The organism is Saccharopolyspora sp. NFXS83 (assembly GCF_026241095.1).
GTDB lineage: Bacteria > Actinomycetota > Actinomycetes > Mycobacteriales > Pseudonocardiaceae > Saccharopolyspora_C.
The window spans coordinates 91,033-114,633 of the sequence record NZ_JAPFGB010000008.1; the positions used below are offsets into that span (position 1 = coordinate 91,033).

28 protein-coding genes are annotated in these 23,601 nt (G+C 71.2%); 8 read left to right on the forward strand and 20 right to left on the reverse strand.

What is annotated here, in order from left to right:
• Nucleotide 1: 1 nt before the first annotated feature.
• Nucleotides 2-430 carry a Rid family hydrolase gene (locus OOZ19_RS11335; protein WP_266090032.1) on the reverse strand — a complete coding sequence of 143 codons (429 nt, stop codon included), beginning with the start codon at nt 428-430 and terminating at the stop codon, nt 2-4.
• Between the two features lie 165 nt (nt 431-595).
• Between OOZ19_RS11335 and OOZ19_RS11340 the strand changes: the two genes are divergently transcribed.
• Entirely contained in the window at nt 596-1,546 is a 951-nt protein-coding gene (locus OOZ19_RS11340) for a GlxA family transcriptional regulator (RefSeq protein WP_266090033.1), read from the forward strand.
• 12 nt (nt 1,547-1,558) lie between these two features.
• Here the strand turns inward: OOZ19_RS11340 and OOZ19_RS11345 are convergent, their stop codons facing one another.
• Nucleotides 1,559-2,740 carry an acyl-CoA dehydrogenase family protein gene (locus tag OOZ19_RS11345; protein ID WP_266090034.1) on the reverse strand — a complete coding sequence of 394 codons (1,182 nt, stop codon included), beginning with the start codon at nt 2,738-2,740 and terminating at the stop codon, nt 1,559-1,561.
• Nucleotides 2,737-3,930 (reverse strand): CaiB/BaiF CoA transferase family protein, encoded by a 1,194-nt coding sequence (locus tag OOZ19_RS11350; protein WP_266090035.1) that lies wholly within the window; start codon nt 3,928-3,930, stop codon nt 2,737-2,739. Before OOZ19_RS11350 ends, OOZ19_RS11345 begins: the two co-directional genes overlap by 4 nt.
• A gap of 199 nt (nt 3,931-4,129) precedes the next feature.
• Here OOZ19_RS11350 and OOZ19_RS11355 point away from each other — a divergent pair, with 199 nt between their 5' ends.
• Complete coding sequence (locus OOZ19_RS11355) at nt 4,130-4,852, forward strand: GntR family transcriptional regulator (protein WP_266090036.1); 723 nt, start codon at nt 4,130-4,132, stop codon at nt 4,850-4,852.
• A gap of 287 nt (nt 4,853-5,139) precedes the next feature.
• Here the strand turns inward: OOZ19_RS11355 and OOZ19_RS11360 are convergent, their stop codons facing one another.
• A complete protein-coding gene (locus OOZ19_RS11360; RefSeq protein ID WP_323055120.1) occupies nt 5,140-6,000 on the reverse strand; it encodes a 3-hydroxybutyryl-CoA dehydrogenase in 861 nt (286 codons plus the stop codon).
• Between the two features lie 378 nt (nt 6,001-6,378).
• Here OOZ19_RS11360 and OOZ19_RS11365 point away from each other — a divergent pair, with 378 nt between their 5' ends.
• From OOZ19_RS11365 to OOZ19_RS11380, 4 genes are read left to right on the forward strand one after another with little or no spacing between them, the layout of a single operon-like run.
• Nucleotides 6,379-6,894 carry a hypothetical protein gene (locus OOZ19_RS11365; protein WP_266090038.1) on the forward strand — a complete coding sequence of 172 codons (516 nt, stop codon included), beginning with the start codon at nt 6,379-6,381 and terminating at the stop codon, nt 6,892-6,894.
• Complete coding sequence (locus OOZ19_RS11370) at nt 6,891-7,445, forward strand: hypothetical protein (RefSeq protein WP_266090039.1); 555 nt, start codon at nt 6,891-6,893, stop codon at nt 7,443-7,445. The genes OOZ19_RS11365 and OOZ19_RS11370 overlap by 4 nt, the downstream gene beginning before the upstream one ends.
• 4 nt (nt 7,446-7,449) lie before the next feature.
• The gene (locus OOZ19_RS11375; protein WP_266090040.1) at nt 7,450-8,685 is read left to right on the forward strand and encodes an MAB_1171c family putative transporter; all 1,236 of its coding nucleotides are present in this window, start codon (nt 7,450-7,452) and stop codon (nt 8,683-8,685) included.
• Nucleotides 8,682-9,809, forward strand: a complete 1,128-nt coding sequence (locus tag OOZ19_RS11380; protein WP_266090041.1) for a cytochrome P450 — start codon at nt 8,682-8,684, stop codon at nt 9,807-9,809. Before OOZ19_RS11375 ends, OOZ19_RS11380 begins: the two co-directional genes overlap by 4 nt.
• 265 nt (nt 9,810-10,074) lie before the next feature.
• Here OOZ19_RS11380 and OOZ19_RS11385 read toward each other — a convergent pair whose 3' ends face one another.
• The 7 genes from OOZ19_RS11385 to OOZ19_RS11415 all read right to left on the reverse strand — a co-directional run bounded on the left by OOZ19_RS11385 (nt 10,075) and on the right by OOZ19_RS11415 (nt 14,072).
• The gene (locus OOZ19_RS11385) at nt 10,075-10,857 is read right to left on the reverse strand and encodes an Fpg/Nei family DNA glycosylase (RefSeq protein ID WP_266090042.1); all 783 of its coding nucleotides are present in this window, start codon (nt 10,855-10,857) and stop codon (nt 10,075-10,077) included.
• Nucleotides 10,858-10,899: 42 nt separating this feature from the next.
• Nucleotides 10,900-11,211 (reverse strand): winged helix-turn-helix domain-containing protein, encoded by a 312-nt coding sequence (locus OOZ19_RS11390; RefSeq protein WP_266090043.1) that lies wholly within the window; start codon nt 11,209-11,211, stop codon nt 10,900-10,902.
• Nucleotides 11,208-11,672: a hypothetical protein gene (locus OOZ19_RS11395; protein ID WP_266090044.1), complete on the reverse strand. Its 465-nt coding sequence runs from the start codon at nt 11,670-11,672 to the stop codon at nt 11,208-11,210. Before OOZ19_RS11395 ends, OOZ19_RS11390 begins: the two co-directional genes overlap by 4 nt.
• Nucleotides 11,673-11,757: 85 nt before the next feature.
• Nucleotides 11,758-12,405, reverse strand: coding sequence for a dienelactone hydrolase family protein (locus OOZ19_RS11400; protein ID WP_266090045.1), 648 nt, complete (start codon nt 12,403-12,405; stop codon nt 11,758-11,760).
• The gene (locus OOZ19_RS11405; protein WP_266090046.1) at nt 12,392-12,916 is read right to left on the reverse strand and encodes a hypothetical protein; all 525 of its coding nucleotides are present in this window, start codon (nt 12,914-12,916) and stop codon (nt 12,392-12,394) included. The genes OOZ19_RS11400 and OOZ19_RS11405 overlap by 14 nt, the downstream gene beginning before the upstream one ends.
• A 105-nt stretch (nt 12,917-13,021) precedes the next feature.
• Nucleotides 13,022-13,204 carry a DUF397 domain-containing protein gene (locus tag OOZ19_RS11410; protein WP_266090047.1) on the reverse strand — a complete coding sequence of 61 codons (183 nt, stop codon included), beginning with the start codon at nt 13,202-13,204 and terminating at the stop codon, nt 13,022-13,024.
• 4 nt (nt 13,205-13,208) lie between these two features.
• Nucleotides 13,209-14,072: a helix-turn-helix domain-containing protein gene (locus OOZ19_RS11415; RefSeq protein ID WP_266090048.1), complete on the reverse strand. Its 864-nt coding sequence runs from the start codon at nt 14,070-14,072 to the stop codon at nt 13,209-13,211.
• Nucleotides 14,073-14,241: 169 nt separating this feature from the next.
• Between OOZ19_RS11415 and OOZ19_RS11420 the strand changes: the two genes are divergently transcribed.
• A complete protein-coding gene (locus OOZ19_RS11420; protein ID WP_266090049.1) occupies nt 14,242-14,508 on the forward strand; it encodes an HC3 family zinc finger protein in 267 nt (88 codons plus the stop codon).
• Here OOZ19_RS11420 and OOZ19_RS11425 read toward each other — a convergent pair.
• The 8 genes from OOZ19_RS11425 to OOZ19_RS11460 all read right to left on the reverse strand — a co-directional run bounded on the left by OOZ19_RS11425 (nt 14,469) and on the right by OOZ19_RS11460 (nt 21,778).
• A complete protein-coding gene (locus tag OOZ19_RS11425) occupies nt 14,469-15,311 on the reverse strand; it encodes a carbohydrate ABC transporter permease (protein WP_266090050.1) in 843 nt (280 codons plus the stop codon). The genes OOZ19_RS11420 and OOZ19_RS11425 overlap by 40 nt on opposite strands.
• On the reverse strand, nt 15,301-16,218 hold the full coding sequence (locus tag OOZ19_RS11430) for a carbohydrate ABC transporter permease (RefSeq protein ID WP_266090051.1): 918 nt from the start codon (nt 16,216-16,218) through the stop codon (nt 15,301-15,303). Before OOZ19_RS11430 ends, OOZ19_RS11425 begins: the two co-directional genes overlap by 11 nt.
• Nucleotides 16,215-17,567, reverse strand: a complete 1,353-nt coding sequence (locus OOZ19_RS11435) for an extracellular solute-binding protein (RefSeq protein WP_266090052.1) — start codon at nt 17,565-17,567, stop codon at nt 16,215-16,217. The genes OOZ19_RS11430 and OOZ19_RS11435 overlap by 4 nt, the downstream gene beginning before the upstream one ends.
• Nucleotides 17,568-17,597: 30 nt before the next feature.
• Entirely contained in the window at nt 17,598-18,614 is a 1,017-nt protein-coding gene (locus OOZ19_RS11440; RefSeq protein ID WP_266090053.1) for a LacI family DNA-binding transcriptional regulator, read from the reverse strand.
• A gap of 68 nt (nt 18,615-18,682) precedes the next feature.
• Nucleotides 18,683-19,615: a serine hydrolase gene (locus OOZ19_RS11445; RefSeq protein WP_266090054.1), complete on the reverse strand. Its 933-nt coding sequence runs from the start codon at nt 19,613-19,615 to the stop codon at nt 18,683-18,685.
• A gap of 93 nt (nt 19,616-19,708) precedes the next feature.
• Nucleotides 19,709-20,038, reverse strand: coding sequence for a DUF2795 domain-containing protein (locus tag OOZ19_RS11450; RefSeq protein ID WP_266090055.1), 330 nt, complete (start codon nt 20,036-20,038; stop codon nt 19,709-19,711).
• A gap of 16 nt (nt 20,039-20,054) precedes the next feature.
• Nucleotides 20,055-21,176 carry a baeRF2 domain-containing protein gene (locus tag OOZ19_RS11455; protein WP_266090056.1) on the reverse strand — a complete coding sequence of 374 codons (1,122 nt, stop codon included), beginning with the start codon at nt 21,174-21,176 and terminating at the stop codon, nt 20,055-20,057.
• 29 nt (nt 21,177-21,205) lie between these two features.
• Entirely contained in the window at nt 21,206-21,778 is a 573-nt protein-coding gene (locus OOZ19_RS11460; RefSeq protein ID WP_266090057.1) for a type 1 glutamine amidotransferase domain-containing protein, read from the reverse strand.
• A 219-nt stretch (nt 21,779-21,997) separates the two neighbouring features.
• Here OOZ19_RS11460 and OOZ19_RS11465 point away from each other — a divergent pair, with 219 nt between their 5' ends.
• The gene (locus tag OOZ19_RS11465) at nt 21,998-22,456 is read left to right on the forward strand and encodes a peroxiredoxin (protein WP_266090058.1); all 459 of its coding nucleotides are present in this window, start codon (nt 21,998-22,000) and stop codon (nt 22,454-22,456) included.
• A gap of 139 nt (nt 22,457-22,595) precedes the next feature.
• Here OOZ19_RS11465 and OOZ19_RS11470 read toward each other — a convergent pair whose 3' ends face one another.
• Nucleotides 22,596-23,597 (reverse strand): substrate-binding domain-containing protein, encoded by a 1,002-nt coding sequence (locus OOZ19_RS11470; RefSeq protein ID WP_266090059.1) that lies wholly within the window; start codon nt 23,595-23,597, stop codon nt 22,596-22,598.
• Between the last annotated feature and the right edge of the window lie 4 nt (nt 23,598-23,601).

The following is a 23,601-nucleotide window of genomic DNA, read 5'->3' on the forward strand; positions in this document are numbered from 1 at the left end:
ATCACACGCGGGCGGTGAACTTCACCTCGACCAACTGCTCCGGGAACGCCAAGCGCGGCGTGGCGAGCATCGTGCTCGCGACCTGCGGGTCGGGTCGCCCGTAGGCCTCCTTGCGCACCTGCCCGGCCACGGCGAACAGCGCGTCGCAGTCGAGCGCGTAGATGACCCCTTCCACGACGTCGTCCAGCGAGGCGCCGAAGCGACTCAGCAGTTCCGCGGCGTTGGCGTAGCTGCGGCGGAGCTGCTCTCCCATGTTGCCGAAGTCGGTGACCGCACCGTCTTCGACCGGCGCCGGGGCGACGAGCCGCTCCCCGTCGTGCGAGAGCTGGCCGGAGATGTAGATGGTGTCGCCGTGCTGGATTGCCTGCACGTAGCCGTAGGAGTCCTCCCACGAAACCCCGTGGCGCTCGGTCCGATTCGCCATGCTCATCGCGCTCCGATCATCAGGGTGCCCGGTGGCACCCTGCCGACGGTATCGAGGCTGGTCAGCGACCTGCCAGCCGTTCCCGTGCCAGTTCGGGAAAGCATCGTGCCAAGCAGCCGGCCCCGCACGTCCCCGTAATCTCGGTGCGGGGACGCGGAGAGAGGAGCGGCGTTGGGGTCAGAGGACGGCAGGACGATCGCGGCGATCCTCGCGGTGCCGCGGCTGATCGCGCTGGACTTCAGCATTCCCGCGCACGTGCTGGGAACTCATCCCGGATACGAAGTGCTCGTGTGCGGTGGCGCGGCCCCGGACGAGACCGGGGGAATCCGGCCGACGCATCCCCTCACCGAGGTGCGGCGCGCCGATCTGGTGGTGGTTCCGAGCTACGAAGATCCGGAGCTGCCCGTTCCGGACGACCACGTGGCGGCGATCAGGGAGGCCGCCGAGCGGGGCGCGCGGATCGTCTCGGCCTGCACGGGCACGTTCGCCGTCGCGGCGAGCGGGATCCTGGACGGGAGGACGGCCACTACGCACTGGCAGCACACCGACCTGCTGCGCAGGATGCACCCGCGGATCGACGTGCTCGAGAACCAAGTGTTCGTCGAGGACGGAACGGTGCTGACCTCGGCGGGTGCCGGTGCGTTGATCGACGCCTGCCTGCACGTGGTGCGGTCCGATTTCGGGGCCACGTCGGCCGATGTGGTGGCGAAGGACCTCGTCTTCTCCCCCGCCCGCGGTTCGACCGAACCGCAGTACGTTGATCCGCTCACCCCGGACCGGGCCGGGCTGCGCGCGGTCCGGGGGTGGGTGCTGGAGAACATCGGGACGCCGATCACGGTGCAGCGGATGGCGGAACGCAGCGGGCTGACTCGGCGGACCTTCATCCGGCGCTTCGAACGCGAGGTGGGGATGCCGCCGATGCGCTGGGTAGCGCGGCAGCGGATCCTCAGCGCCCGCCGGCTCCTGGAGAACTCGGACTGGTCCGTGGAGCGCATCGCCGAGCAGACGGGCTTCGGCACCGCGCCGAACCTCCGCACCTTGTTCCGCCGGGAGGTCGGCACCACTCCCACCGCCTACCGCAAGCTGCACGCCCGCCACGGCGAGCCGCTCCCGAACAGGTAGCACCCGGCCGGGTCACCGGAATGCGTTGCTGCCCGTCAGCGCTTGGCCGATGGTCAGGGCGTGCATTTCGCTGGTGCCTTCGTAGGTGAGCACCGATTCCAGGTTCGCCATGTGGCGGATCACCGGGTATTCCAAGGAGATCCCGTTGGCGCCGAGGATGGTGCGGGCGGTGCGGGCCACGTCCAGCGCGCCGCGGACGTTGTCCAGCTTGCCGAAGCTGACCTGCTGCGGCAGGAGGGTTCCGGCGTCCTTGCGCTTGCCGAGGTGCAGTGCGAGCAGCCGTGCGTTGTGCACCCGCACCGCCATGTCGGCGAGCTTCTGCTGGGTGAGCTGGAATCCGGCGAGGGGTTTGCCGAACTGCTCGCGAGTGCTCGCGTAGTCCAGCACCGTCTCCAGGCAGTCGCGGGCGGCACCGGTGGCTCCCCACACGATGCCGAAGCGCGCCTCGTTCAGGCAGCTCAAGGGTCCGCGCAATCCCACGGCCTCGGGCAGCGCCGCCGACTCCGGCAACCGGACGCCGTCCAGCACCAGTTCGCTGGTCACCGAGGCGCGCAGCGACAGCTTCTTCTTGATCTCCGGTGCGGAGAATCCCGGTGTGTCGGTCGGGACGACGAAGCCGCGCACCCCGTCCTCGCTCTGCGCCCACACGACGGCGACGTCGGCGATGCTGCCGTTGGTGATCCACATCTTGCGGCCGTCGAGCACCCAGTCCGAGCCGTCCCGGCGGGCGCGGGTGGTCATCGACGCCGGGTCCGACCCGTGGTCGGGTTCGGTGAGGCCGAAGCAGCCGATGGCCTCGCCAGCGGCCATCTTCGGCAGCCACTGCTGCTTGTGCTCCTCGGAACCCCAGCGCCAGATCCCGTACATGGCAAGGGATCCCTGCACCGAGACCAGCGACCGCAGCCCGGAGTCGGCGGCCTCCAGCTCCTCGCACGCGACGCCGTAGTCGACGGCGGAGGCGCCCGCGCAGCCGTAGCCCTCCAGGTGCATGCCGAGCACGCCGAGCTTGCCCAGTTCGCGGGCGAGTTCCCTGGCCTGCGGCAGCTCGCCGCGCTCGAACCAGTCGGCCACGTTCGGCCGCACCAGGTCCCGGCACAGGGCGCGCACGCTGTCGCGCAGCGCGAGTTGTTCGGTGGTGAGCTCGGCGTCGATGCCCAGCGGGTCGCGGGGATCGAAGTCGGGTCGGGCGCTCATCGGTGACCTCCTCGGGACGGATCGTCGGACAACGGCGCCAGCGGAGACGGCTCACCGGCCAGCCAGGCGCGTACCTCGTCGGTGTGCTCGCCCAACCGCGGTGGCGCGAGCGGATCGGCCACGTCGATGCCGGAGAACTCGATCGGCATCCGGGCCTGCGCCACGCCTCCGCCACCGGGGTCGACCACCGGGTTCAGGCCCAGCGATTCGGCGTAGTGCACGGCGTGGGCCAGGTCGTTGACCTGGCCGCAGGCGATGCCGGCGCGGTGCAGCCGCGCCTGCCAGTCGGCGGCCCGGCGGGCGCCCAGCACGTTCTCCAGCGCCTCCACCAGAGCGGCCCGGTTGGCGACCCGTTCGGAGTTCGCGGCGAACCGGGGGTCGTCGGCCATGCCGAGCAGACCGAGCGCCTCGGTGAACCGGCGGAACTGGTCGTCGTTGCCGACCGCGACCGCCAGCAACCCGTCCTCGCAGCGCAGCGTTTCGTACGGGGCGATGCTCGGGTGCCGGTTGCCCATCCGCTCGGGGGCGATGCCGGTCGTGAGCAAGCCGCTCATCTGGTTCACCAGGGACGCCAGCAGGCTGGAGAGCAGGTTCACCTCGACGTGCTGGCCCTGCCCGGTGCCGTCCCGCTGCCGCAGCGCGGCGAGGATGCCGAGGCTCAGGTCCTTGCCGGTGAGCACGTCGACGACGGCCACCCCGACCTTCGTCGGCGGCCCGTCCGGTGCGCCGGTGATGCTCATCAGCCCGCCGACTGCCTGCACGACGAAGTCGTAGCCGGGCAGGTCCGCGCCGGGGCCGCTGCCGAAACCGGAGACGGAGGCGTAGATCAGCCGGGGGTTGAGCTCCAGCGCGGCCTCGGGGTCCAGCCCGCAGCGCGCGAGCACGCCGGGGCGGAAGTTCTCGACCAGCACGTCGGCGCGGCGGACGAGTTCCCGCGCGGCGGCCTGGTCCTGCTCGTCGTCGAAGTCGAGCACCACGCTGCGCTTGTTGCGGTTGACCGATTCGAAGTACGCGGAGCTGCGTTCGGTCCACGGCGGGCCCCAGCCGCGGGTGTCGTCCCCGTCGCCGGGCCGCTCGACCTTGATCACGGTGGCGCCGAGGTCGGCGAGCGCCATCGTCGCGTACGGACCGGCCAGCACCCTGCTGAAGTCCGCCACGACGACACCGTCCATCGGCAGCGCGCGCCCCATCGCTCACCTTCCCGGTTCTCGGTTCCCTGGTGCCCGTTCCTGGTGCTCGCGTGCACCGGTGTTGCGCGATGTCAGAATTGGATCCAATATACAGTGATCGGGCGTCAGGTCAACAAGGTTCGCGCCTCTCGAACGAGTGATCGCGAAGGCCGGTGACCGCGACTCCGGACCAGCAGCGACGACCGACCGGCGGGAGCCGATGCCAGCAGACCCGAACCCGCGACCCGACGACCGCGCGACGCCGCCACGCGCCGATCTGCGCTGGCACGCGCCGGAAAGACCGCCGACCACGCAGGCCTTCGTGCTGGACGCGCTGCGGCGGGCGATCACCACCGGTTCGCTGGCACCGGGCAGGCCGATCCGCCAGGACGCCATCGCCGGGGAACTGGGCGTCAGCCGGGTCCCGCTGCGGGAGGCGCTCAAGACGCTGGAGGCCGAGGGGCAGGTGGTCTACCGGCCGCACCGCGGTTACGCGGTGGCCGAGCTGTCGCTGGACGACTTGCTGGAGGTGTACCGGTTGCGCGGGCTGCTGGAGTCGGACGCCGCGGCGGTCGCGGCGAGCAGGTTCACCGCGGCGGACCTGGCCGGGATCGGCGAGGCCGCGCGGGACGTCGAGCGCGCGGCCGAGGCGGCCGACCTGGTGGAGATGATCACGGCGAACCGCCGCTTCCACTTCGCGCTGCTGGAGCCGTGCGGGATGCCGCGCCTGCTGCGGATCGTGCGGACCCTGTGGGACGCCACCGACGCCTACCGCGCGGTGTACTACAACTCCGAGACCAACCGGGAACAGGTCCGCGCCGAGCACGACGCCATCGTCCGAGCCGCCACCGAAGCGGACGCCGACCGCCTGGTGACCCTCCTCGACGACCACCGCAACCACGCCATCGCCTCACTCCGCGAAACGATCGGCACCCCCACCTGACCCCACCGGCGACGTCCGGCCCGCGAGGGGAGCCTGCCTCGCGGCCGAAGGCCGTGCCTCGCGGCGAAGCCGTGCAGTGGGCGGCGAAGCCCGCCTGCCCTGCGGCCGAAGGCCGTGCCGTATGCGCGGCAGCGCACAGCCCACGTCGAAAAGCCGACCACCCGCGGGTTCTCAGCCGGTCTCTCGCGAGGACGGCTTTTTCCCTCGTGGCGGAGCCACGAGGGAAAAGATCCCGCAGCGAGAAGACAGCTGAGGTTCCGCCAGACGACCACCAAAGCAGAACGACCTCAGGAGTAAGCGTAAAACCCCTGGCCGGACTTCTTGCCGTAGTGACCCGCGTCGACCATGCGCTGCAGCAGCGGCGGCGCGGCGTAGAGCTGCTCCTTGTACTCGCCGTACATCGAGTCGCCGATGGCTTTGAGCGTGTCGAGCCCGACCATGTCGGACAGCGCCAACGGCCCCATCGGGTGGGCGCAGCCCAGCACCATGCCGTTGTCGATGTCCTCGGCGGTGGCGACTCCGCTCTCGAACATCCGGATCGCGGAGAACAGGTACGGCACCAGCAGCGCGTTCACCACGAAACCGGAGCGGTCCTTGGCGCGGATGCTCTGCTTGCCGAGGCCGTCGGTGGCGAAGGCGGCGACGCGCTCGACGGTTTCCTCGGAGGTCACCAGCGACGGCACGAGTTCGACGAGCTTGAGCACCGGCACCGGGTTGAAGAAGTGCACCCCGATGACCTGCGCGGGGCGCTGGGTGGCACCGGCGAGCTTCGCGATCGGGATGGAGGACGTGTTGGACGCGAGGATCGCGGCGGGGTCGGTGACCACCCGGTCCAGTTCGGCGAACACGCCGGTCTTGAGCTGTTCGTTCTCCGCGATGGCCTCGATGACCAGCTGCCGGTCCGCGAGGTCGGCCAGCGAGGTGGTGAACCGCAGGCGCCCCAGCGTCGCGTCCCGCTCGGCTTCCGCGAGCTTGCCCCGGCTCACCGCGCGGTCCAGCGACTTGGTGATGCGCGCCCGGCCGGCTTCGGCGGCGTCTTCGCTGACCTCCGAGACGATCACGTCCAGCCCGCTGCGGGCGCTGACCTCCGCGATGCCCGCACCCATGAGTCCGGAGCCCACCACGCCTACGCGTTCGATTCCCGTCACCACACCGATCCTTCCGTCCGCGACTTCGTCGTCGGGTCGCTGTCGACCAACGCCGCGATGATGTCAGGACGAACGGTTACCAACCGGTACAAGGTGCTGTAGGACACCCGGAACCAGGGGCGGACGAGCCAGGAGCGGGCTGCTGCGGGAGCGCGCGGCTTCGAGAGCGGCGCGAGGCCGGTTCAAGAAGTCGGGCCGCACGTTCCCGGCCCGACTTCCCGATTCCCCAAGCCCCCCGACTCACACCCTGACCCCCTGGGCGCCGTCATCATATATCAACGCCGATGGACAGATCCACTGCTTCCGATCATCTGTGTGGATGAACCCGTTCACGACATCGGCGGTGTCACGGAGATCGTGACCCCTTACAGTCGAGACGTGCGGCACCCCTCCGACTCCTCCGACGCCGGTTCCGACGGCGGCCCGGCCTCGGGCAGTTCCATCAGCGTGCACGTGTTCTCCGAGCGCCTGACCGAACTGCTGCAGGGGCAGCCCGATCCGGAGACCGGCAAGCCCTACAGCAGCGAGCGGATGGCCGCGCAGCTGACCGGCCGCGGGGTGCGCATGTCCGGCACGCACATGTGGCACCTGCGCACCGGCCGCGCCGTGCCGCGGCTCACCGAGGTCGTGGCGTTCGCCGAGTTCTTCGGGGTGGGCCTGGACTTCTTCGACCCGGCGATCGCACCCGAGCTGCTGGCGCAGTGGCGCCTGGCCGGGCAGCTGCGCAGCCACGGCGTGGAGGAGGTCGCGCTGCGCCAGCTCACCGACCAGTTCCCCGAGCAGGACCGGCCGCACGTCACCGACGCCATCCTCGGCGTGCTGCAGGGGTTCAAGGCGTTGCGCGCCGCGGATGGACGAGGTGAACGGGATTCGTCTCCCCCGGAGCAATCGTGAGGCTGCTGGTGTGGCACGAAGGGCGTTCGACGTGGAGCGGTTCGCGCCGGTTGCTGCGGTGGCGCAGCGGCAAGCGGCTCGACGCGCTCGGATTGCCGCGCCGGTTCACCGCCCAGCAGCTGCTGGAGCGGGCGCGCGAGCACCTGGGGCGGGACATCTACTTCGCGGCGGTGGAGCTGCCGCCGCGCGCCCCGAGCGGCCTGGCGCTGCTGCCGGAGGGCTGCGTGATCATCGTGGCGGACGCGCGCACCACCCGCTGGCACCGCTGGCACATCTGGTTGCATGAGCTGATGCACCTGCTGTGGGGCCACGTCGGGCGTCCGCTGTCCGATCCCGCTCCGGCGCTGCGTTCGCTGTTCGGCGAGCTGCCGCCGGAGGTGCTCAACCGCGTGCTGACCCGCACCGGCTGTTCGGCGCAGGAGGAGGCCGCGGCGGAGATGATGGCCTCGGTGGCGATGCGGCGGATCAGTTCGTGGGAGTCACCGCAGGCGCAGCAGGTGCCCGATGAGGCGCGGGAGATCCTGCGCCGCTTCCAGTCGACCCTCGGGTGATCCGGTGTTCGCCGTTCTGTATCCGCTGGCCCTGCTGCTGCAATTGAGCGCGTTCCTCTGGAAGTTGCGCGATTTCCTACGCGATCCACGGGATCCTCGGCTGGGCGCGATCACGTTGGCGCTGCTGTTCGTGGCGTCGGGGTTCAACTTCGCCATTCCCGCCGTGTACCTGGCGGTCGGCGCCTCGTCCGGGGTGCCGAACCTGTCGACGCTGGCGGTGTACTCGTCGATCGTGCTGTGCACCGCGTCGCTGCAGGTGTGCTCGGTGAACCTGGCGCGGAACAGGGAGTCGGCGGTGCCCGCGGGCCGGACGCTGGTGCTGGGCACGACCGCCGTGCTGGTCGTGATGGCCGCGCTGTTCGCGGTGGCCCCGGTGCACGACGCGGCGCACGTGCTGGACTTCGACGCGCACTACTCGGGCGTCCCGGAGATCGCCGGTTTCCTCGCGGTGTACCTGGGCGCGTACTCGCTGGGCCTGGTGCGCAGCGCGCTGATCTGCCTGCGGATCCGCCCGCACGCGCGGGACCGCTGGCTGCGGTTGGGGGTGACGCTGGTCCCGATCGGCGTCGCGTTCGGCTTGGGCTACTCGGTGCTGAAGGTCGTCGCGGTCGCCGCGACGTGGCTCGGCGGGGACCTGGCCGTGGTGAGCACGGTGGTGGCGCCGGTCAGCGCGACCGTCGGGGCGAGCGTGATGGCCGTCGGCTACGTGCTGCCGTCGATGCCGCGGCTGCTGCGGCGCTGGCGGGCCCGCCGGTTCCTGCGGCCGATGCTGAAGGCGTTGCGCCCGTTGGATCCGGAGCTCGTGCGCAACACCCGGCTGGAGTCGGCGGAGTACCGCTGGCTGATCGCCACCGACGACCTGCTGCGCGAGTTGCGCCCCTACTTGGATCCGCGGGTCGTCGCGGTGGCCGAGCGGCACGCCGACCGCGCCGGCCTCACCGGCGATGAGCGCGCCGCGACGATCGAGGCCGCGCGCATCGCCGCCGGGCTGCGCGCCCACGAATCCGGTGAGCGCCCCGGGTCGGGCAGCGCCATGATCCGCGAGGACGTCGGCATGCACGGCGCCGAAGCCGCGGTGTGGCGCTTCCCGGAGCAGGATCCGCGGCGTGATCTCGCCGAGGAGCTGCACTGGCTGTGCTTGATCGGCGAGGCCTTCAGCGGCCCGCACCCGGTGGTCCGGGACGTGCTGGCCGAGCTCGGATCGGCTCGTCCCACGGCAGGAACGGAATCCCCTTCGTGACCGACCCCTTCACCGCGTCCGATCCGTTCGCCGCGCTCGCCGAACTGCGCGCCGCGGGCCCGGTGCACCGGGTCCGCACCCCGGACGGCCCGGAGGCGTGGCTGCTCACCCGCTACGCCGACGTGCGCAGCTCGCTCGGCGATCAGCGGCTCGCGCTGAACCGCGCGCACTCGAACGGCGCGGACTACGCGGGTTTCGACCTGCCGCCGCAGCTGGACGCGCACCTGCTCAACAGCGATCCGCCCCGGCACACCCGGCTGCGACGGGAGATCGCGCCGAGCTTCACCGCGCAACGGGTGCGCGCGATGGCGCCGGAAGTGCGGGCGGTGGCGGGAGAGCTCGCCCGCTCGCTGCCGGCGGACGTCGACCTGGTCGCCGATTTCGCCGTGGTGCTGCCGGTGCGGATCATCGCCGAGCTGCTGCCACTGCCCGCCGAGGCGCGGCGGGACTTCGCGGCGTGGGCGAACGCGCTGCTGCGCCACTCCCCCGGTTCGGAACCGCGCGCGCGGGACACCATGCACGACATGCGGCGGATCATCGGCGGCGCGCTGGGGTCCGCGCCGCCGGGGGGAACGCTGCTGTCCGGTCTGCTCGCCGCCCGCGCCGGGGACCGCCTCGACTCCGACGAGCTCACCAGCATGGTGTTCTACCTGCTGTTCGTCTGGTACGAGATCATGGTGCACGCGGTGTCGTCCGCGGTGCTGCGCCTGCTGGGCACGCCCGCCTCGCTCGATCAGGGCGTGGAGGAGGTCTTGCGCTTCCACCCGCCGCAGCTGCTCGCCGCGCCCCGCTACGCGCTGGCGGAGCTGACCGTCGACGGCGTCACCATCCCCGCCGGGGACACGCTGCTGCTGTCGCTGGCCTCGGCGAACCGCGATGAGCACGTCTTCGACGACGCGGAGGCGTTCGCCCCGGACCGCTCCCCGAACCCGCACCTGAGCCTCGGCCACGGCATCCACTCCTGCCCCGCATCGGCCCTGACCCGGGTGATCGCGGTGGCGGCCGTGGAGGCGCTGCACGAGGCCCGGCCCGGGCTCTCCCTCGCGGTCACCTCGGACACTGCCACCTGGCGCGGCAACTTCCGCCACCACGGCCCGGCGACCCTGCCCGGCTCCCCGGGGTGAACCGCGCACCGCGCTGACTCGCGATGGGCGACCGGCGGCTAGCGGGGGGACCCGCTCGACGGCCGGACCCGGCGGGGGCGGTAGCGGTCGGTTCGCGGCGAACGTGTTCTGCCTGCTGCTCGACCGCGCTCCGCTCGCCGTCCGGCATCGGCCGCACGATGCGGATGGGCCCGAGGAGCGCCTCTCCTACCTCGCTCGGGGCCCGGGACGCTCCACTCGAACCGGCGTCATCGACGTCCGGCCCTCCTACGGCTGGTTCCTCGGCCTACAGGGGTTGGCAGTGGGGGCAGTGGTAGGTGGTCCGGCCCGCTGTCGTGCTGCGGGTGAGGGCGGTGGTGCAGCGCGGGCAGTGCGGGTCGGGCTCGTCGCGGTGGCCGGTGAGCCACGACGGCCGGGCCGGGACGTGCGCGACCTTCGCGGATCGGCGCAGCACGGCGTGCGCGCGGCGGCTGAGCCGGGAGAGGTCGTCCGAGGTGAGGTCGCGGGTGCCGCGGGCGGGGTGGATGTACGACTGCCACAGCACCTCGTCGACGGTGAGGTTGCCCAGCCCCGCGAGCACCGCCTGGTCCATCAACGCGGATTTGACGCCGCGCCTGGTGCGGGTGATCCGGTGGCGGTAGTCGGCGGCGGAGGCGGCGAGCGCGTCCGGGCCGAGGTCGCCGAGCAGCGCCTCGACGTCGGCCCGCTCGCGCGCCAGGTGCAGGCCGGTGAGCTTGCGCATGTCCCGGTACCGCAGGTCCCCGCCTCGGCAGCGCAGCAGCACGCGGTCGTGGTCGTGGAGCTCGTCGCCGGGATCGCACCACAGCAAGCGGCCGGTCATGCCGAAGTGCAGCAGCAACTGCGGGAACTCCTCGCCGGTGGGCAGCGCGAGCCACTTGCCGTGCCGCCACGGGGTGCCGAGTCGGGTTCCGCGCATCGCCGCGCGGAACTCGGATTCCGAGACTCCGCGCAGCACCTGCGCGTCGCGCACCTCCACCTCGCGCACGGTCCGCCCGGACGCGAGCTCGGCGACTCGGCGGAATCCCTCGACGTCCGGCAGTTCAGGCACGGTTCCGGTCTACCCGCCCGCTCACCGCAGCAACCCCGGGGCTCAGTTCGAGTCGAGCGCGTGGCGCAGCCGGCCGAGCCAGTCGAGGTGGCCGCGGATGGCGTCCTGGCCGGACGGCGTGAGCCGGAACCAGGTGCGGGGTTTGCGGCCCACCGAGCCCTTGCGCACTTCGAGGTAACCGGCTTCTTCGAGGGTGCGGCTGTGCTTGGAGATCGCGGAGTCGCTGACGCCCAGCATGTCGCGGGCGGTGGCGAAGTCGACCCACTCGGCGCCTTGCAGCAGAGCGCACAGCGCGAGGCGGGGGCCGGTTTCGAAGATCGGCTCGCGACCTTCCGCCTGGTCGTGACCGGTCACGGCCGGACCCGGCCCTCTTCGATGTCCCGGACCATCGCCGAGCGGATCTTGATCTGGATGCCGAACACCGCGATCGCCACGACGGGGAGCACCAGGAACGCGATCCCCAGCTGCTCGTTGTTGACCAGCACGTTGATCCCGGCGAATCCGATGATCATGATGACGATGCTGGCCAGCCAGAACGGCAAGGCGCCGGGGTACGAGCCGATCCGTTTGGGGAGGTAGACGCCGGAGCGGCGCCGTCGGCTCCAGGAGTAGATGGCCGAGGCGAAGACGATCGCGACCAGGGCCCACTCGATGTACGACCTGCCGCCCGGCAGCAAGGAGAACCAGATCGGGAGCCCGGAAGCGATCACCAGGGCGACTCCGGAGAGCACCCAGTAGACGACGGGGAACCGCGCGTGCGCGGCGATCCGGCGGCGCGCGTCGGCGACTTGGTCGAGCTCGGGCGTGTCGGACATCAGGTGGTCTCCCATCCGGACTACTTTCGATATGGAAAGCGTACACGGATTGGAAATTAGATTCCAGAGAGGTCGACTCGCGGGCTCACCTCGCCGGAGACGGGGAGGTCAAGTGGGTGGTGAACCAGGCCGCGGCCTCGCCGGCGACCTGGTTCAGCGCGCCGGGTTCCTCGAAGAGGTGGGTCGCGCCCTCGACGACGTGGAGCTCGTGCGGCGCGGTGAGCCCGGCAGCGGCCTGGCGGTTGAGCTCCAGCACTTCGGGATCGGCACCGCCCACGATGAGCAGCGTCGGGGCCCGCAGCTCGGCGATCGGCCCGGTGGCGAGGTCCGGCCTGCCACCTCGGGACACCACCGCTCGCACCCCGTCGGGCCTGCGAGCGGCGGCGCCGAGCGCGGCGGCGGCACCGGTGCTCGCGCCGAACAAGCCCGACGGTCGCCCCCACCAGTCGAGGACGCCGAGCACCCGCACCGTGAGCAGCGGGATGTTGAAGCGCATCTCGCCGTGCGCGTCGCGGTCGCACTCCTCGTCGGTGAGCAGGTCCATCAGCAGCGTGCCGAAACCCGCCTCCTGCAACCGCGCGGCGACCCACCGGTTGCGATCGCTGTGCCGGGAGGAGCCGCTGCCGTGCGCGAAGATCACCAGCGGTGCCTCGTCGTGCGGCAGCGTCAGGTCACCGGTGAGCGCGCTGGCGCCGTGCACCGCCGGGAGCGAGACCTGCTCAGGTTCCGCCATCCCGCACCCGTTCCGCGTTCTCCTCCGGTGCGGACGGCGAGGTCTCCGCCACCTCGCCTTCGCCGCTGACGGCGGACAGGCCGGTGTTCTCGACCTCGGCGCCTTCGAGGACGACGCCCGGTTCCTCGTCGGTCCCCGCGGACGCGGCGACCTGCTCCCCGGAGGCGCCGTCGGCGACCTCGCGGGCGGCCCGCTCGTCCACGGTCTCGTCGAGCTCGCTCAGCGGCTTCTCGACGAGGGGTTCACCGAGGTCCGCACCTGGCTCCGGGCGCTCCTCGGCGAGCCGTTCGTCGAGCGTCTCGCCTTCGCGCTCCTCGCGCGGAGTGGGCCTGGCCGCGGTGGTCTGCGACCAGCGCTCCGGCGGTTCGACGCCTTCTTCCAGCGGGTCAACACCGAGTTCGTCCTCGTCGAGGTCCCCGGCGGATTGCAGTTCGGCCGGGTCCTGCGGGTCTTCGGGGTCCGGGCCGACCTCGTCAGCCGAGGGCGTCGAAGCATCCAGCGGGTCCGACATCGCGCGCGTCTCCGTTCTCGTGCGGACAGGACATCCGCACCCCGGCTACCCGCGCACGCGCGGGCTAATCCCGGCCGCCACCGGTGAGACGGCCCACCGGGCAGATCAGCGGGCGACGGCCCGCAGGAAGGACTTCCACCGCTCCCGATCGACGATCAAGGTGCCGCCGTCGCGGTCCTTGGTGTCCCGGATGCCCACGACGGCAGGAGTCAGCGCGACCTCCACGCAGCCTTGCGAACTACTCGAATAGCTGGATTTGAACCACAAAGCCTGCGCCAGTTCTTGCATGACCTCATGTTATCGACCGCAACGCGTCCCGGATGATCTCTTCGGACGCCTCGACGTCGGCTGCCCGGTCCAGCGCCTCGTCGAACGACAAGCTGTACTGGTGGACTCGAGCCTCGGTGTCGATCAGGTTCAACGAAGTCACCGCCTCGTGCCAAGCCAGCCTTCGCAATCTCGGGCTCGGGAACGTGAGCAGGTGGAACGTGGATGAGCCCATCGCGCCGTAGCTTCCTGCACTGAACGGGATGATCCGGATCGCCAACGTGTCAGAGTGCGCGTGGATCATGTTCAGGACGTGCTCGAGCTGACCGGAAAGCACCTCACGGCCGCCGACCTGCTGGCGCAGCACGCCTTCCGTCAAGACGATGACCGCACGCAGCGGATCGGAGCCGCTGATCCTGTGCTGCCGCATCTGCCGCGCTTCGACCCTGCGATCGATCTCGGAGCCCCGCAGGTTCGCGCGATCCCCGCTGTGCACGGCGTGCGCGTAGTCGCGGGTTTGCAAAAGCCCTGACATGACACCGCTTTCATAACTGCGGATCTCTTCCGCCCCGTGCTCGAAACCGAAGTAGCGCAGCAGTTCCGGGGCGAACAGGCCGCTGTAGCGGGACCACCATCCCCGGCCGTCCGACGCCTTGCGCAGCTCCACGAGCTCGGCGGCTTCGTCGTCGTCGAGCAGGTACGTCCCGGCGAGGGCGGTGAGCTTGTCCTCGGCGATCTTCCGGCGACCGTGCTCGATGTTGCTGAGGTAGTTCTGCGTGACGCCGATCGAGTGCGCCGCATCGGTTCCCGTCATGTCGACCTGCTCGCGGGCCGCCTTCAGCCGGATGCCCAACTCCCAGGCCGCGACCAGTGGTGATGCCGGTGCCATCTCGCTCCTCAGCTCGCTCGACCGTGCCCGCACAGGCTAAACGCAGAGATCAGAACCCGTTCGAGTGATACCGACAGAAATATTTCTAGATTAGATTCCTCCTCGGCGGCCCCGGTCCTCCCCCGACCCCGACGGGGCCGCCGCCTCCCCCACAGGAGAGGAGAGCGCGGTGGACTTGCGACGGGTGTACAGCGGCGACGGGCCGGTGGCCTACTGGCGTCCGGTGGACGGAGCGCGGCACGCGATGCTCCCGACCGAACGACCGCATCCCGGTCAGCAGCGGAAGTCCTTGTGCGGCGAGGACATCACCATCACCAAGGCCTCCCCGGAGGACTGGCTGGCGCCGACCTGCGCGGCCTGCTGGGACGCCGCGCGGACCCGCGGGGACGAAGCAGCTCAGCGCAACGCGCCCGCCGTCAGGCCGCGGACCAAGTAGCGCTGCAGCAGCAGGAAGCCGACGACCACGGGGAAGCTGACCGCCAGCGAGGCGGCCATCACCTCGTTCCAGTACACCGACGACTCCGTGGAGTACTCCCGTAGCCCCACCGCGAGCGTCCGCGAACCGGCGTCGGTCAGCACCGAGGCGAACAGCGCCTCGCCCCACGCCGTCATGAACGCGTAGATCAGCACCGCCGCGATGCCGGGCTTCGCCGCGGGCAGCACCACCCGCAGCAAGGTGCCGAGCACCCCCGCTCCGTCGATCAGCGCCGCCTCGTCGAGGTCCGCGGGCACCGTGTCGAAGTAGCCGACCAGCATCCAGATCGAGAACGGCAACGAGAACGTCAAGTACGTGATGATCAACCCGAACAGGTTGCCCTGCAGCAGGATTCCCGTCGCCTGGCCGATCGAGGCGTAGATCAGGTACAGCGGCAGCAGGAACAGGATCCCGGGCAGCATCTGCGTGGACAGCACCGCCGCCCGGAACAGGTCGCGACCGGGGAAGCGGTAGCGGCTCACCGCGTAGGCGGCCGGCACCGCGACGAGCACCGACAGCACCGCCGAGCTCGCGGCCACCACGGCGCTGTTCGCGAAGTACCCCGCCAAGTCCACGGTGGACCACATGGTGACGAACGCGTCGCCGGTCACCCGCGACGGCCACCAGGTGAAGCCGTCCCGGACGTCGTCCAGCGGTGTGAACGCGGTGATCGCCATGACGCAGAGCGGCAGCGCGGTGAACAGGCCCAGCCCGCCGAGCCCGGCGACCCGCAGCACCCGCAGCCAGCGCGGTTCACGTCGCACGCCTGCTCCTCGAAGTCAGGGCGAGCGACAGCGCGACCACCGCCAGCAGGAACAGCAGCAGCACCGTCGACATCGCCGCGCCCAAGCCGAAGTTCCAGGTCAGGAACGAACTCTGGTACACGTGCACCGAGATCAGGTTCGCCGCCTGCGGCACCGACTGGTCGAACAGCACGTACGGGGCGGTGAAGTCGTTGAACGTCCACAGGAACAGCACCAGCACCAGCACCCGCGCCACCGGCCGCAGCATCGGCAGCGTGATCAGCCGGAACCGCTGCGCCGGACCGGCGCCGTCCACCTCGGCGGCGTCGTAGAGCTCCACCGGTATCGACTGCAAGCCCGCCATCAGCGCCAGGAACGCGAACGGCCACAGCCGCCACACCGCCGTCACCACCAGGCTCCAGAACGCGTTCTGTCCCAGCAGCCAGAACTCCTCGCCGCCGAGGCCGAACGCGCGCAGCGCCGCGTTCACCGCGCCGTCACCGCGATCGAGCATGAACTTCCACACCAGCGCCGCCGTGTAGACCGGCAGCGCGTAGGGCACCAGGAACAAGCCTCGCACCAGGAACCGGCCGCGGAACGGGCGCTGCAGCAACGTCGCCGCCGCCAGGCCCAGGCCGAACGACAACGCCACCGCCAGCACCGAGAACGCCGCCGTGACGCCGAACGAGCGCAGCAGCTCCGCGCCCACCGCTCCGTCGACGTCCACGGCGACGCGGTAGTTGTCCAGCCCCACGTTCGGCGCCGACGTCCAGTCCCGCACGAAGAACTGGTTCAGCTCGTGCAGGCTCATCCACAGCCCGCCGAGCATCGGCAGCAGGTGGACCAGGACCTCGAACACCAACGCGGGCGCCAGCAGCAGGTACGGCACCGACGGCCCGCACGGGACGCGATGCGACCGCGTGGTCATCCGCTCCCCCCGGCGGCGCGCATCTGCTGCTGCGCCTGCGCCAGCTCGGCGCGCACCTGCTCGCGCCCCACCGGGCGGTCCGTCGCGGCGCGGGCGAACAGGTCGCGGACGGCGGCGCCCACCGTCGTCTCGAAGCGGCTCTCGTCGGGGATCATCGGCACCGGCACCGATTCGTGGGCCAGCAACCGGCCGAACACCGCGGCGTGACCGGTGGAGAACTCCGGTTCGGCGTAGGCGTCCTCGACCACCGGCAGGCTGCCGTAGCTGCGGTTGAGCTCGACCTGGGTCCGCCTGCTGGTCAGGAACTCCACCAGCCGCAGCGACTCCTCGCGGCGCGGGCTGTCGCGCAGCACCGCGACGTTGCTGCCGCCGACGTGGCTGCGCACGGGCGATCCACCGGGCGGCAGCGGATCGGGCAGCGGCAACGGGAACACCCCGACATCCTCGCCCGGCATGCGGCTGTCCACAATGGCCGGAAGGGCGCTGTTCTGCGCGATCAGCATCGCCGCGCGCCCGGCGGTGAACTCCGCGACGGACTCCGGGGCCGAACCCACTTCGGCGTCGTCCGCGCGCACCACCCGCCTGCTGCTCATCAGCTCCACGTAGCGCAGCACCGACTCCACCGCCCGCGGCGTCGTGAACGTGGCCGCGCCGTCCTCGTCGATGAACCGGGCGCCCTGCTGCATGCCGAACAGGAACGCGAAGTGCGCGTTCTGCGTGTAGCTCGCGCCGGGCACGGTCAGCCCCGCGCGGTCGCCGTCGGTGAGCCGCTCGGCGACGTCGAGGAATTCCGCCCAGCTCTCGGGAATCCGCGTGATCCCCGCCTCGCGGAAGCGCTGCTTGTCGTAGAACACCGCGTACGACAACCCGTACAGCGGCACCGAGGCGGGCGGGCGGCCGGGCATGCCCGCCGAACTCATGCTGCTCGCCAAGAACCGGTCGCGACCGCCCAACCGGTCCAGCAACCGCTCGTCGAACTCGACGAACGCTCCGGTGGCCTGCAACGACGCCGACCAGGTGTTGCCCAGGTCCACCACGTCCGGACCAGTCCCGGAGGTCGCCGCGCCCAGGATGCGGTTGAGCAGGTCGTTCCAGGGGATCACGTCGACCTCGACGGGAACGCCGGTGTCGCGGGTGAACCTGGCCAGCTGGGCGCGCAGCACCTCGCGGTCCTGCGCGGTGCTCGCGCCCTGGTTGCTCGCCCAGTACACGAGGCGCCGCGGTTCCGTCCCGCAGCTCGCGAGCGCGCCCGCCAGCACCAGCAGCACCAGCGCCAGCACTGGGCAGCGCGCGGGCGCCGCGGGGCGTTCTCGCTGGTCGCGCGGGGCCTCGCTCGAACGTGGGAACACCGTTGTCTCCTCGTTCTGGCCGTGCTCAACTCATCCGGAGCCGCCCGCCGTGCTCGCCCGCGGGATCAGCACGCGCGGCGGCACGTCCAAGTCGTCGGCGGCACCGGTCTCGATCAACTCCAGCAGCAGGTGCACCGCCGCCGCGGCATCGTCGGCGACGTCCTGCGACAACGCCGTCACCGGCGGGGTCACCACCCGGCACAGCATCGAGTCCTGCCAGGACAGCACCGCCAGATCGGCGGGCACCCGGACGTCCAGTTCCGCGGCGCGGGCGACCGCGGCCACTGCCATCAGGTCATTGTCGTAGACGATCGCCGTCGGCGGCGGATCCGCGGCGAGAAGTCGCCAAGTGGCTTGTGCCGCACCGGTTTCCGTGGGATCGGCCTCGGCCTTCACCAGGTCCGTCCCGAGCCGCTCCCGCACCCGCGCGCGCAGCAGCGCGTTGCGCCACCGGGTGTGCTCCAGGTCGAAACCGCCCTGCACGTGGCCGATGCGGGCGTGGCCGAGCTCAGCCAGGTGCTCCACGACGGCGCGGACCTCGTCGGCGACGGCGAAGCGCAGCACCGCAACGTTCGGCACCCGCTCGTGCTCACCGATGACCACCGCGGGCAGCTCCAGCTCGCGCAGCAGCGGCACCCGCGGATCCTCGGTGCGCAGGTCGGTCACGATCACGCCGTCGACGCGGCGCTCGGCCGCCCACTGCCGGTAGGTGCCGAGCTCGGCGTCCGCGTCGGAGGTCAACGCCACGTTGAGGACCAGGCCGTACTCGGCCAGCGCGGACTCCACGCCCGCCAGCCAGTTCACCACGGACGGTTCGGCGCGGATCTCCTGCGGCGGGCGCGCCAGCACCAGGCCGATGGTGCCGGTGCGGTCGGCGGCGGGCGTGCGGGCCGGGCCCGCCGCGTCCCAGCCGAGTTGGGAGGCGACGTCGAGGATGCGTTCCCTGGTGGCCGCCGACACCCCGGCTCGGCCGTTGAGGGCGTAGGACACCGCGGCCTTCGACACGCCCACGCGGCGCGCGATGTCGATGATGGTGGGCCGTTTCACCGTGGAATCCCCTCGTAGCCGTGCAGCGAGACGCCAGCGTAGCGAAACGACCGCGCGGGCGGCCCTCCTCAGCCGAGGTTGTCGAGCAGGGGTTCCGCGGCGTCGGTGACGACTTCGGACGCCTCCGAGTAGCTCTTCGAGGACGGCTGGGTGGACAGCAACGCCACCGCGTAGCGGCGGTCCGGGCCGATCAGGCCGCTGCTGTGCACCGCGCGCAGGCCGTCCTCGCAGCACATCCAGCCCGCCTTCACCGCCACCGGCCGCTGCGACTCCTTCAAGCCGTAGCCCTGGTCGAACCCCTCGGCCGCCGTGCGCGGTGCCGCGTCCAGCGGCCCGAGGATCAACGAGCGCTCCGCCTCCGGCAACGTCGGGACCTGCCCCAGGAGGGTGGCGACGTCCCGCGCGGAGGTCTGCGTATCGCCCCAGTTGCCCGGTACCGCAGGAGGCCGGGTCCGGGTGAGCCCGTAGCGGACCGCCAGCCTCGAAATCGCGCCGGCGCCGTCGAACCGATCCCACAACGCGTTCATCGCGGCGTCATCGCTGACCGCGAGCGAGCGGCGGATCAGGTCGACGTCCGCACCCGAGACCGGCATGCCCTCGGAGCGGCGCCGCGCCACGTCGACGGCCACGAACAGCTTCGACAGCGACGCCGTGTCGATGCGGTCGTCGGCGTGCTCGCCACCGATGACCTCACCTGATCCGCGATCCAGCACCGCCACCGCGACGGTGCTGCCGGAGAGCTCGTCGGCGTCCGAATCGACCTCGCGGACCACGTCGCGCACCACCGGGTTGGTGCTCGGCCGCGGCGGATGCGCCTGCGGCTTCGGGTATCCCACGCGGGACACCCACCACGGGCCCGAATCGGCCTCCGTCGACCTGCTGCCGACGGTCGGCCCGCAGGCCGCGCCGAACAGCACCACTACCAGGAACAGGCAGCCGAGCACCGCGGGCTGCCGACGAGTTCGTGCGGGGGTGCGCTGCCAACGATCGGAATCATCCATGAGGAGCCCATAACGTCGAAACCCGGCGGGAAGCTCCGGGCTATCGAACGCGCCCTCAGGACGGTAACGCCGTCACGAGCTCGATCGCAGAACTCAGCCGCCCTTGCGGTTCTCGCCCAGCTCCTGCTCGATCGGGTTCGCCGGGGCCTCGCGCTGGTGCTCGGCGACCCCCGGCCGGACGTTCTGCCGGTCCTGCCTCGCCTTGTCCGAATCGGACTGGCCCTCTTCGTCGGCCTTGTCCAGCGGCACCGAGCGCACCACCTCGGTGAGGTTCTCGTACTCGGCCGGGGGCATCGCCCGCAACGCGTCCACCGTGCCCTCGTCCACGCCGTTGCTGCGGGCGTAGTCGAGGAGCTGTTCCTTGTCCGCCGGGAAATCCACCGCCGACAGGGACTTCTTCAACGTCTCGCGCGTCGTGGTCATGTTCGGCTCCCTCTCGTCAGCTCGTGGCGTAGCGCAGGACCGCGCCGATCCCGTCGGTGAGCTCCACCTTCTCCGGATCGACCAGCACCAGGTCCGCGTCGGTGCCGGCCGCCGCCCACACCACGGCGGCGCTGGCCGGGGCGTGACCGGGACTGGAGACACCCATGTCGGTGAGCTCCCGCTCGTCGAGCGCGACCTGGTTCGGCACCGGGCCCACGTGCAGCCACGACACCGACTCCGGGCGCCCCCACAGCACCGTGCGCACCTGCCCCCGCTGCAACGCCTCGACGACCGGGCGCCAGCCTTCGACGGCGCGCTCGTGCCTGCCGCGCTGCTGCTCGAACTCGCGCACCGCGTCGTCCACGTGCGCGGTCACCGCCGAGTCCACGGTGTCGGCGACCTCCCGGCGCAGGCCTTCGCCGGAGGCGTTGCGGTCCGGGTACCCGGACTCCGTCTGCACCGTGCGGTCCCGGACGCCGCCCGGCAGGTTCTCGTGCACCAGCTTGCGCTGCTTCGGGTCACCGGCGAGCACCACGACCTCGGCGCCGACGCGCATGGCCTGCTTGCCGATCTCCTCGGCCGCTTCCTTGGCGTTGTGCAGCCACTGCTCCTCGACGGCGTTCTGGAAGCGCTGCTCGTTCTCGTCGTTCGCGCCCGTGCGCGCCTTGTGCACCGGGTGATCGCCGCCCTGCACCTTGCGCGTGCGCGGCTCGGCGCCCGCCGCGACGATCGTGAGCTCCGCTTCGACGTGGTCGACCAGCGCCACCACGTGCGGGATGCGCGACGCCCGCAACCGCAGGTACGGCAGCAGGTGCGGCAACGTCCCGAAGTGCACCTTCTCGTCGTCGGCGGCGTCGGTGGGCGGCTGCGGCAGCTCCTCGCCGAACACCACCTCGCCGCCGGTGGCGACGAGGACCTGACCGCGCTGGCCGATGCGGTACTCGTGGCGGTCCACGGTCTCGTCGAGCGCGCGCAGCGTCTGCTCGTCCGCGCCCGCGGTCGCGAGCTGCTCCCTGGCCGAGCGCCAGCGCAACTGCACCGCCTTCGCCGCGTCCTCGGCGTCCGCCGAAGTGTCCAGGTACACGGTCGCGAACGGTCCTTGATATCCGTAGACGTCTTGCAGGAACGCGAGTTTCATCGGCCACTCCTCTGCTCTGCCACGCCGGTTCACGCGCTGCGCGCTTGTGCGCGGTGCTTGCCCTCCGCGATCTCTTCGACGACCTTCGCGCAGAACGCGGGGAGGTCGCCCGGGTTCCGGCTGGTCACGAGGCCGGAGTCCACGACCACTTCCTCGTCGACCCACTCGGCACCCGCGTTGCGCAGATCGGTGCGCAGGCTCGGGTAGGACGTGACCCGGCGACCGCGCACCACGTCGGCCTCCACCAGCAGCCACGGCGCGTGGCAGATCGCGGCGACCGGTTTCTGCAGCGCGAAGAACCCACCCGCGAACCGGACCGCGTCCGGAACCCGGCGCAACGCGTCCGGGTTCGCCACCCCGCCGGGCAGCACCAGCGCGTCGTACTCGTCCGGCTCCGCCTCGGTGACGACCTTGTCCACGGGGAACGTGTCGGCCTTCTCCAAGTGGTCGCGCCCCTGCACCGAACCGGGTTGCAGCGACACCAGTTCCGGGCGGCCACCCGCCTGCTCCACGGCTCGCCACGGCTCGGTCAGCTCCACCTGCTCAATGCCGTCCTGCGCCACCAGGAAAGCGACCTTGGCGCCGTTCAGGTCCGCGCTCATCACTCGCACCTCCCACGGGGGTCGCGGCGGGCCGTTCGCGCCTCGCCGCTCAGCCGTGCCCTACCCGGCGCACCCCGGCGGCAAACCGCGGGGGGCGGCGAGCGCGCCCCCGCGACGCGGCATTCGAGGCCGGTGGAGATCTGGCGGCTCGCATCGTGACCACACCCCCGGACCGGCGGTTAAGGTGACCGGGCCAGCCACGATCAAGGAGCCGGACCCATGCGCCCAGGCGACACCGTCGACGACTTCGCCCTGCCCGACCAGCACGGCACCGAACGCAAGCTCTCCGAGCTGCTCGGCAACGGCACCGTGGTGCTGTTCTTCTACCCCGCGGCGATGACCTCCGGCTGCACCGCGGAGAGCTGCCACTTCCGCGACCTGTCCGCGGAGTTCGCCGAGCTCGGCGCGCACCCCGTCGGCATCAGCACCGACACCGTCGCCAAGCAGGCGACGTTCGCGCAGACCCACTCGTTCGACTACCCGCTGCTGTCCGACCGCGAAGGCGTCGTCGCCCGGCAGTTCGGCGTGAAGCGCCGCTTCGGCCCGCTACCGGTCAAGCGCCACACCTTCGTCATCGGCTCGGACCGGGTCGTGCTGGAAGTGGTGCGCAGCGAGTTCAACATGGCCTCCCACGCCGACACCGCGCTGACCTTCCTCCGGGACGAGCGCGGCGCCTGAGCGGGCGCGACCGGTCAGCCCTCCGCCCGGTGGAATCGAGCCGGACGAGGCGAGCCCGGGCGCTCCCCCCGGCGAGGGGCCGTGCGTCCACCTCCGGAGCCGAGGACGGCGAATTCCGCTTCGCCGCCCCGGCCACGGCTCACTTCGGCGGATCGGCGCAGGAGGGGTTCAGCAGCTTCTGGATCTCCGGGGTGTTCAGGTTCTCCCGGGTGACCACCGTGGATCCGGTGTTGGTCTCCGGGGCGCCCTGCTGCTCGCCGCGGATCTCCTCGATCGCCGAGTTCACCGAGGCGAAGCCCATCTTGAACGGGTTCTGCGCGATCAGGCCGGTGATCACGCCTTCCTCCAGCGAGTCGATCTGGCCTTCCGAGGTGTCCCAGCCGATGATCTTGATCTGGCCCTTCTTGCCCGCCTGGCGCACCGCTTCCGCCGCGCCCAGCACGCTCGGCTCGTTGCCCGCGTAGATCCCGTTGAGGTTCGGGTTCGCCGTCAAGATGTCCTGGGTGACCTGCAACGCCGTGTTGTAGTCGCTGTTCGAGGACTGGCGCGCCACCAGCTTCAGCCCCGGGTTCTGCTGCAAACCGCGCTGGAATCCCTCCGCGCGCGTCTCGTTCGTGCTGGTGCCCGGCAGGAACTCGATGAACGCCACCTCGCCCCGGCCGCCCAGCTGATCCGCCAGCAACTGGGTGCCCTCCTCGGCGGCGGCCACGTTGTCGGTGGCGAACACCGGCACCTCCGGCGGCTGCGGAGTCGTGCCCGAGTCCATGTTCACCACCGCCGTGCCCTGCTGCCGCGCCGACTTCGTGACCTCCGCCAGCGCCTTCGCGTCCGTCGCCGCGAACACCAGGCCCTGCACGCCCTGCGCCAACGAGTCCTGCAGCAGGCTCTGCTGCCCGCTGACGTCGTCCTCCGAGGTCACCCCGTCCCAGTGGACGTTGACGTTCGGGTGCTTGGTGGCCGCGCACTCGGCGCCGACCCGCACCTGCTCCCAGAAGTCGAAACCGATCGCCTTCGGGATCACGGCGAGCCGGATCGTGCCACCCTCCTGCGCGTTCACCCCGGTCGGCCTGCGCACCTCCAAGCTGCACGCCGACGACGTCAGCAGCACCGCCAGGCACAGCAGCGGAAGAACCTTCTTCATCGCA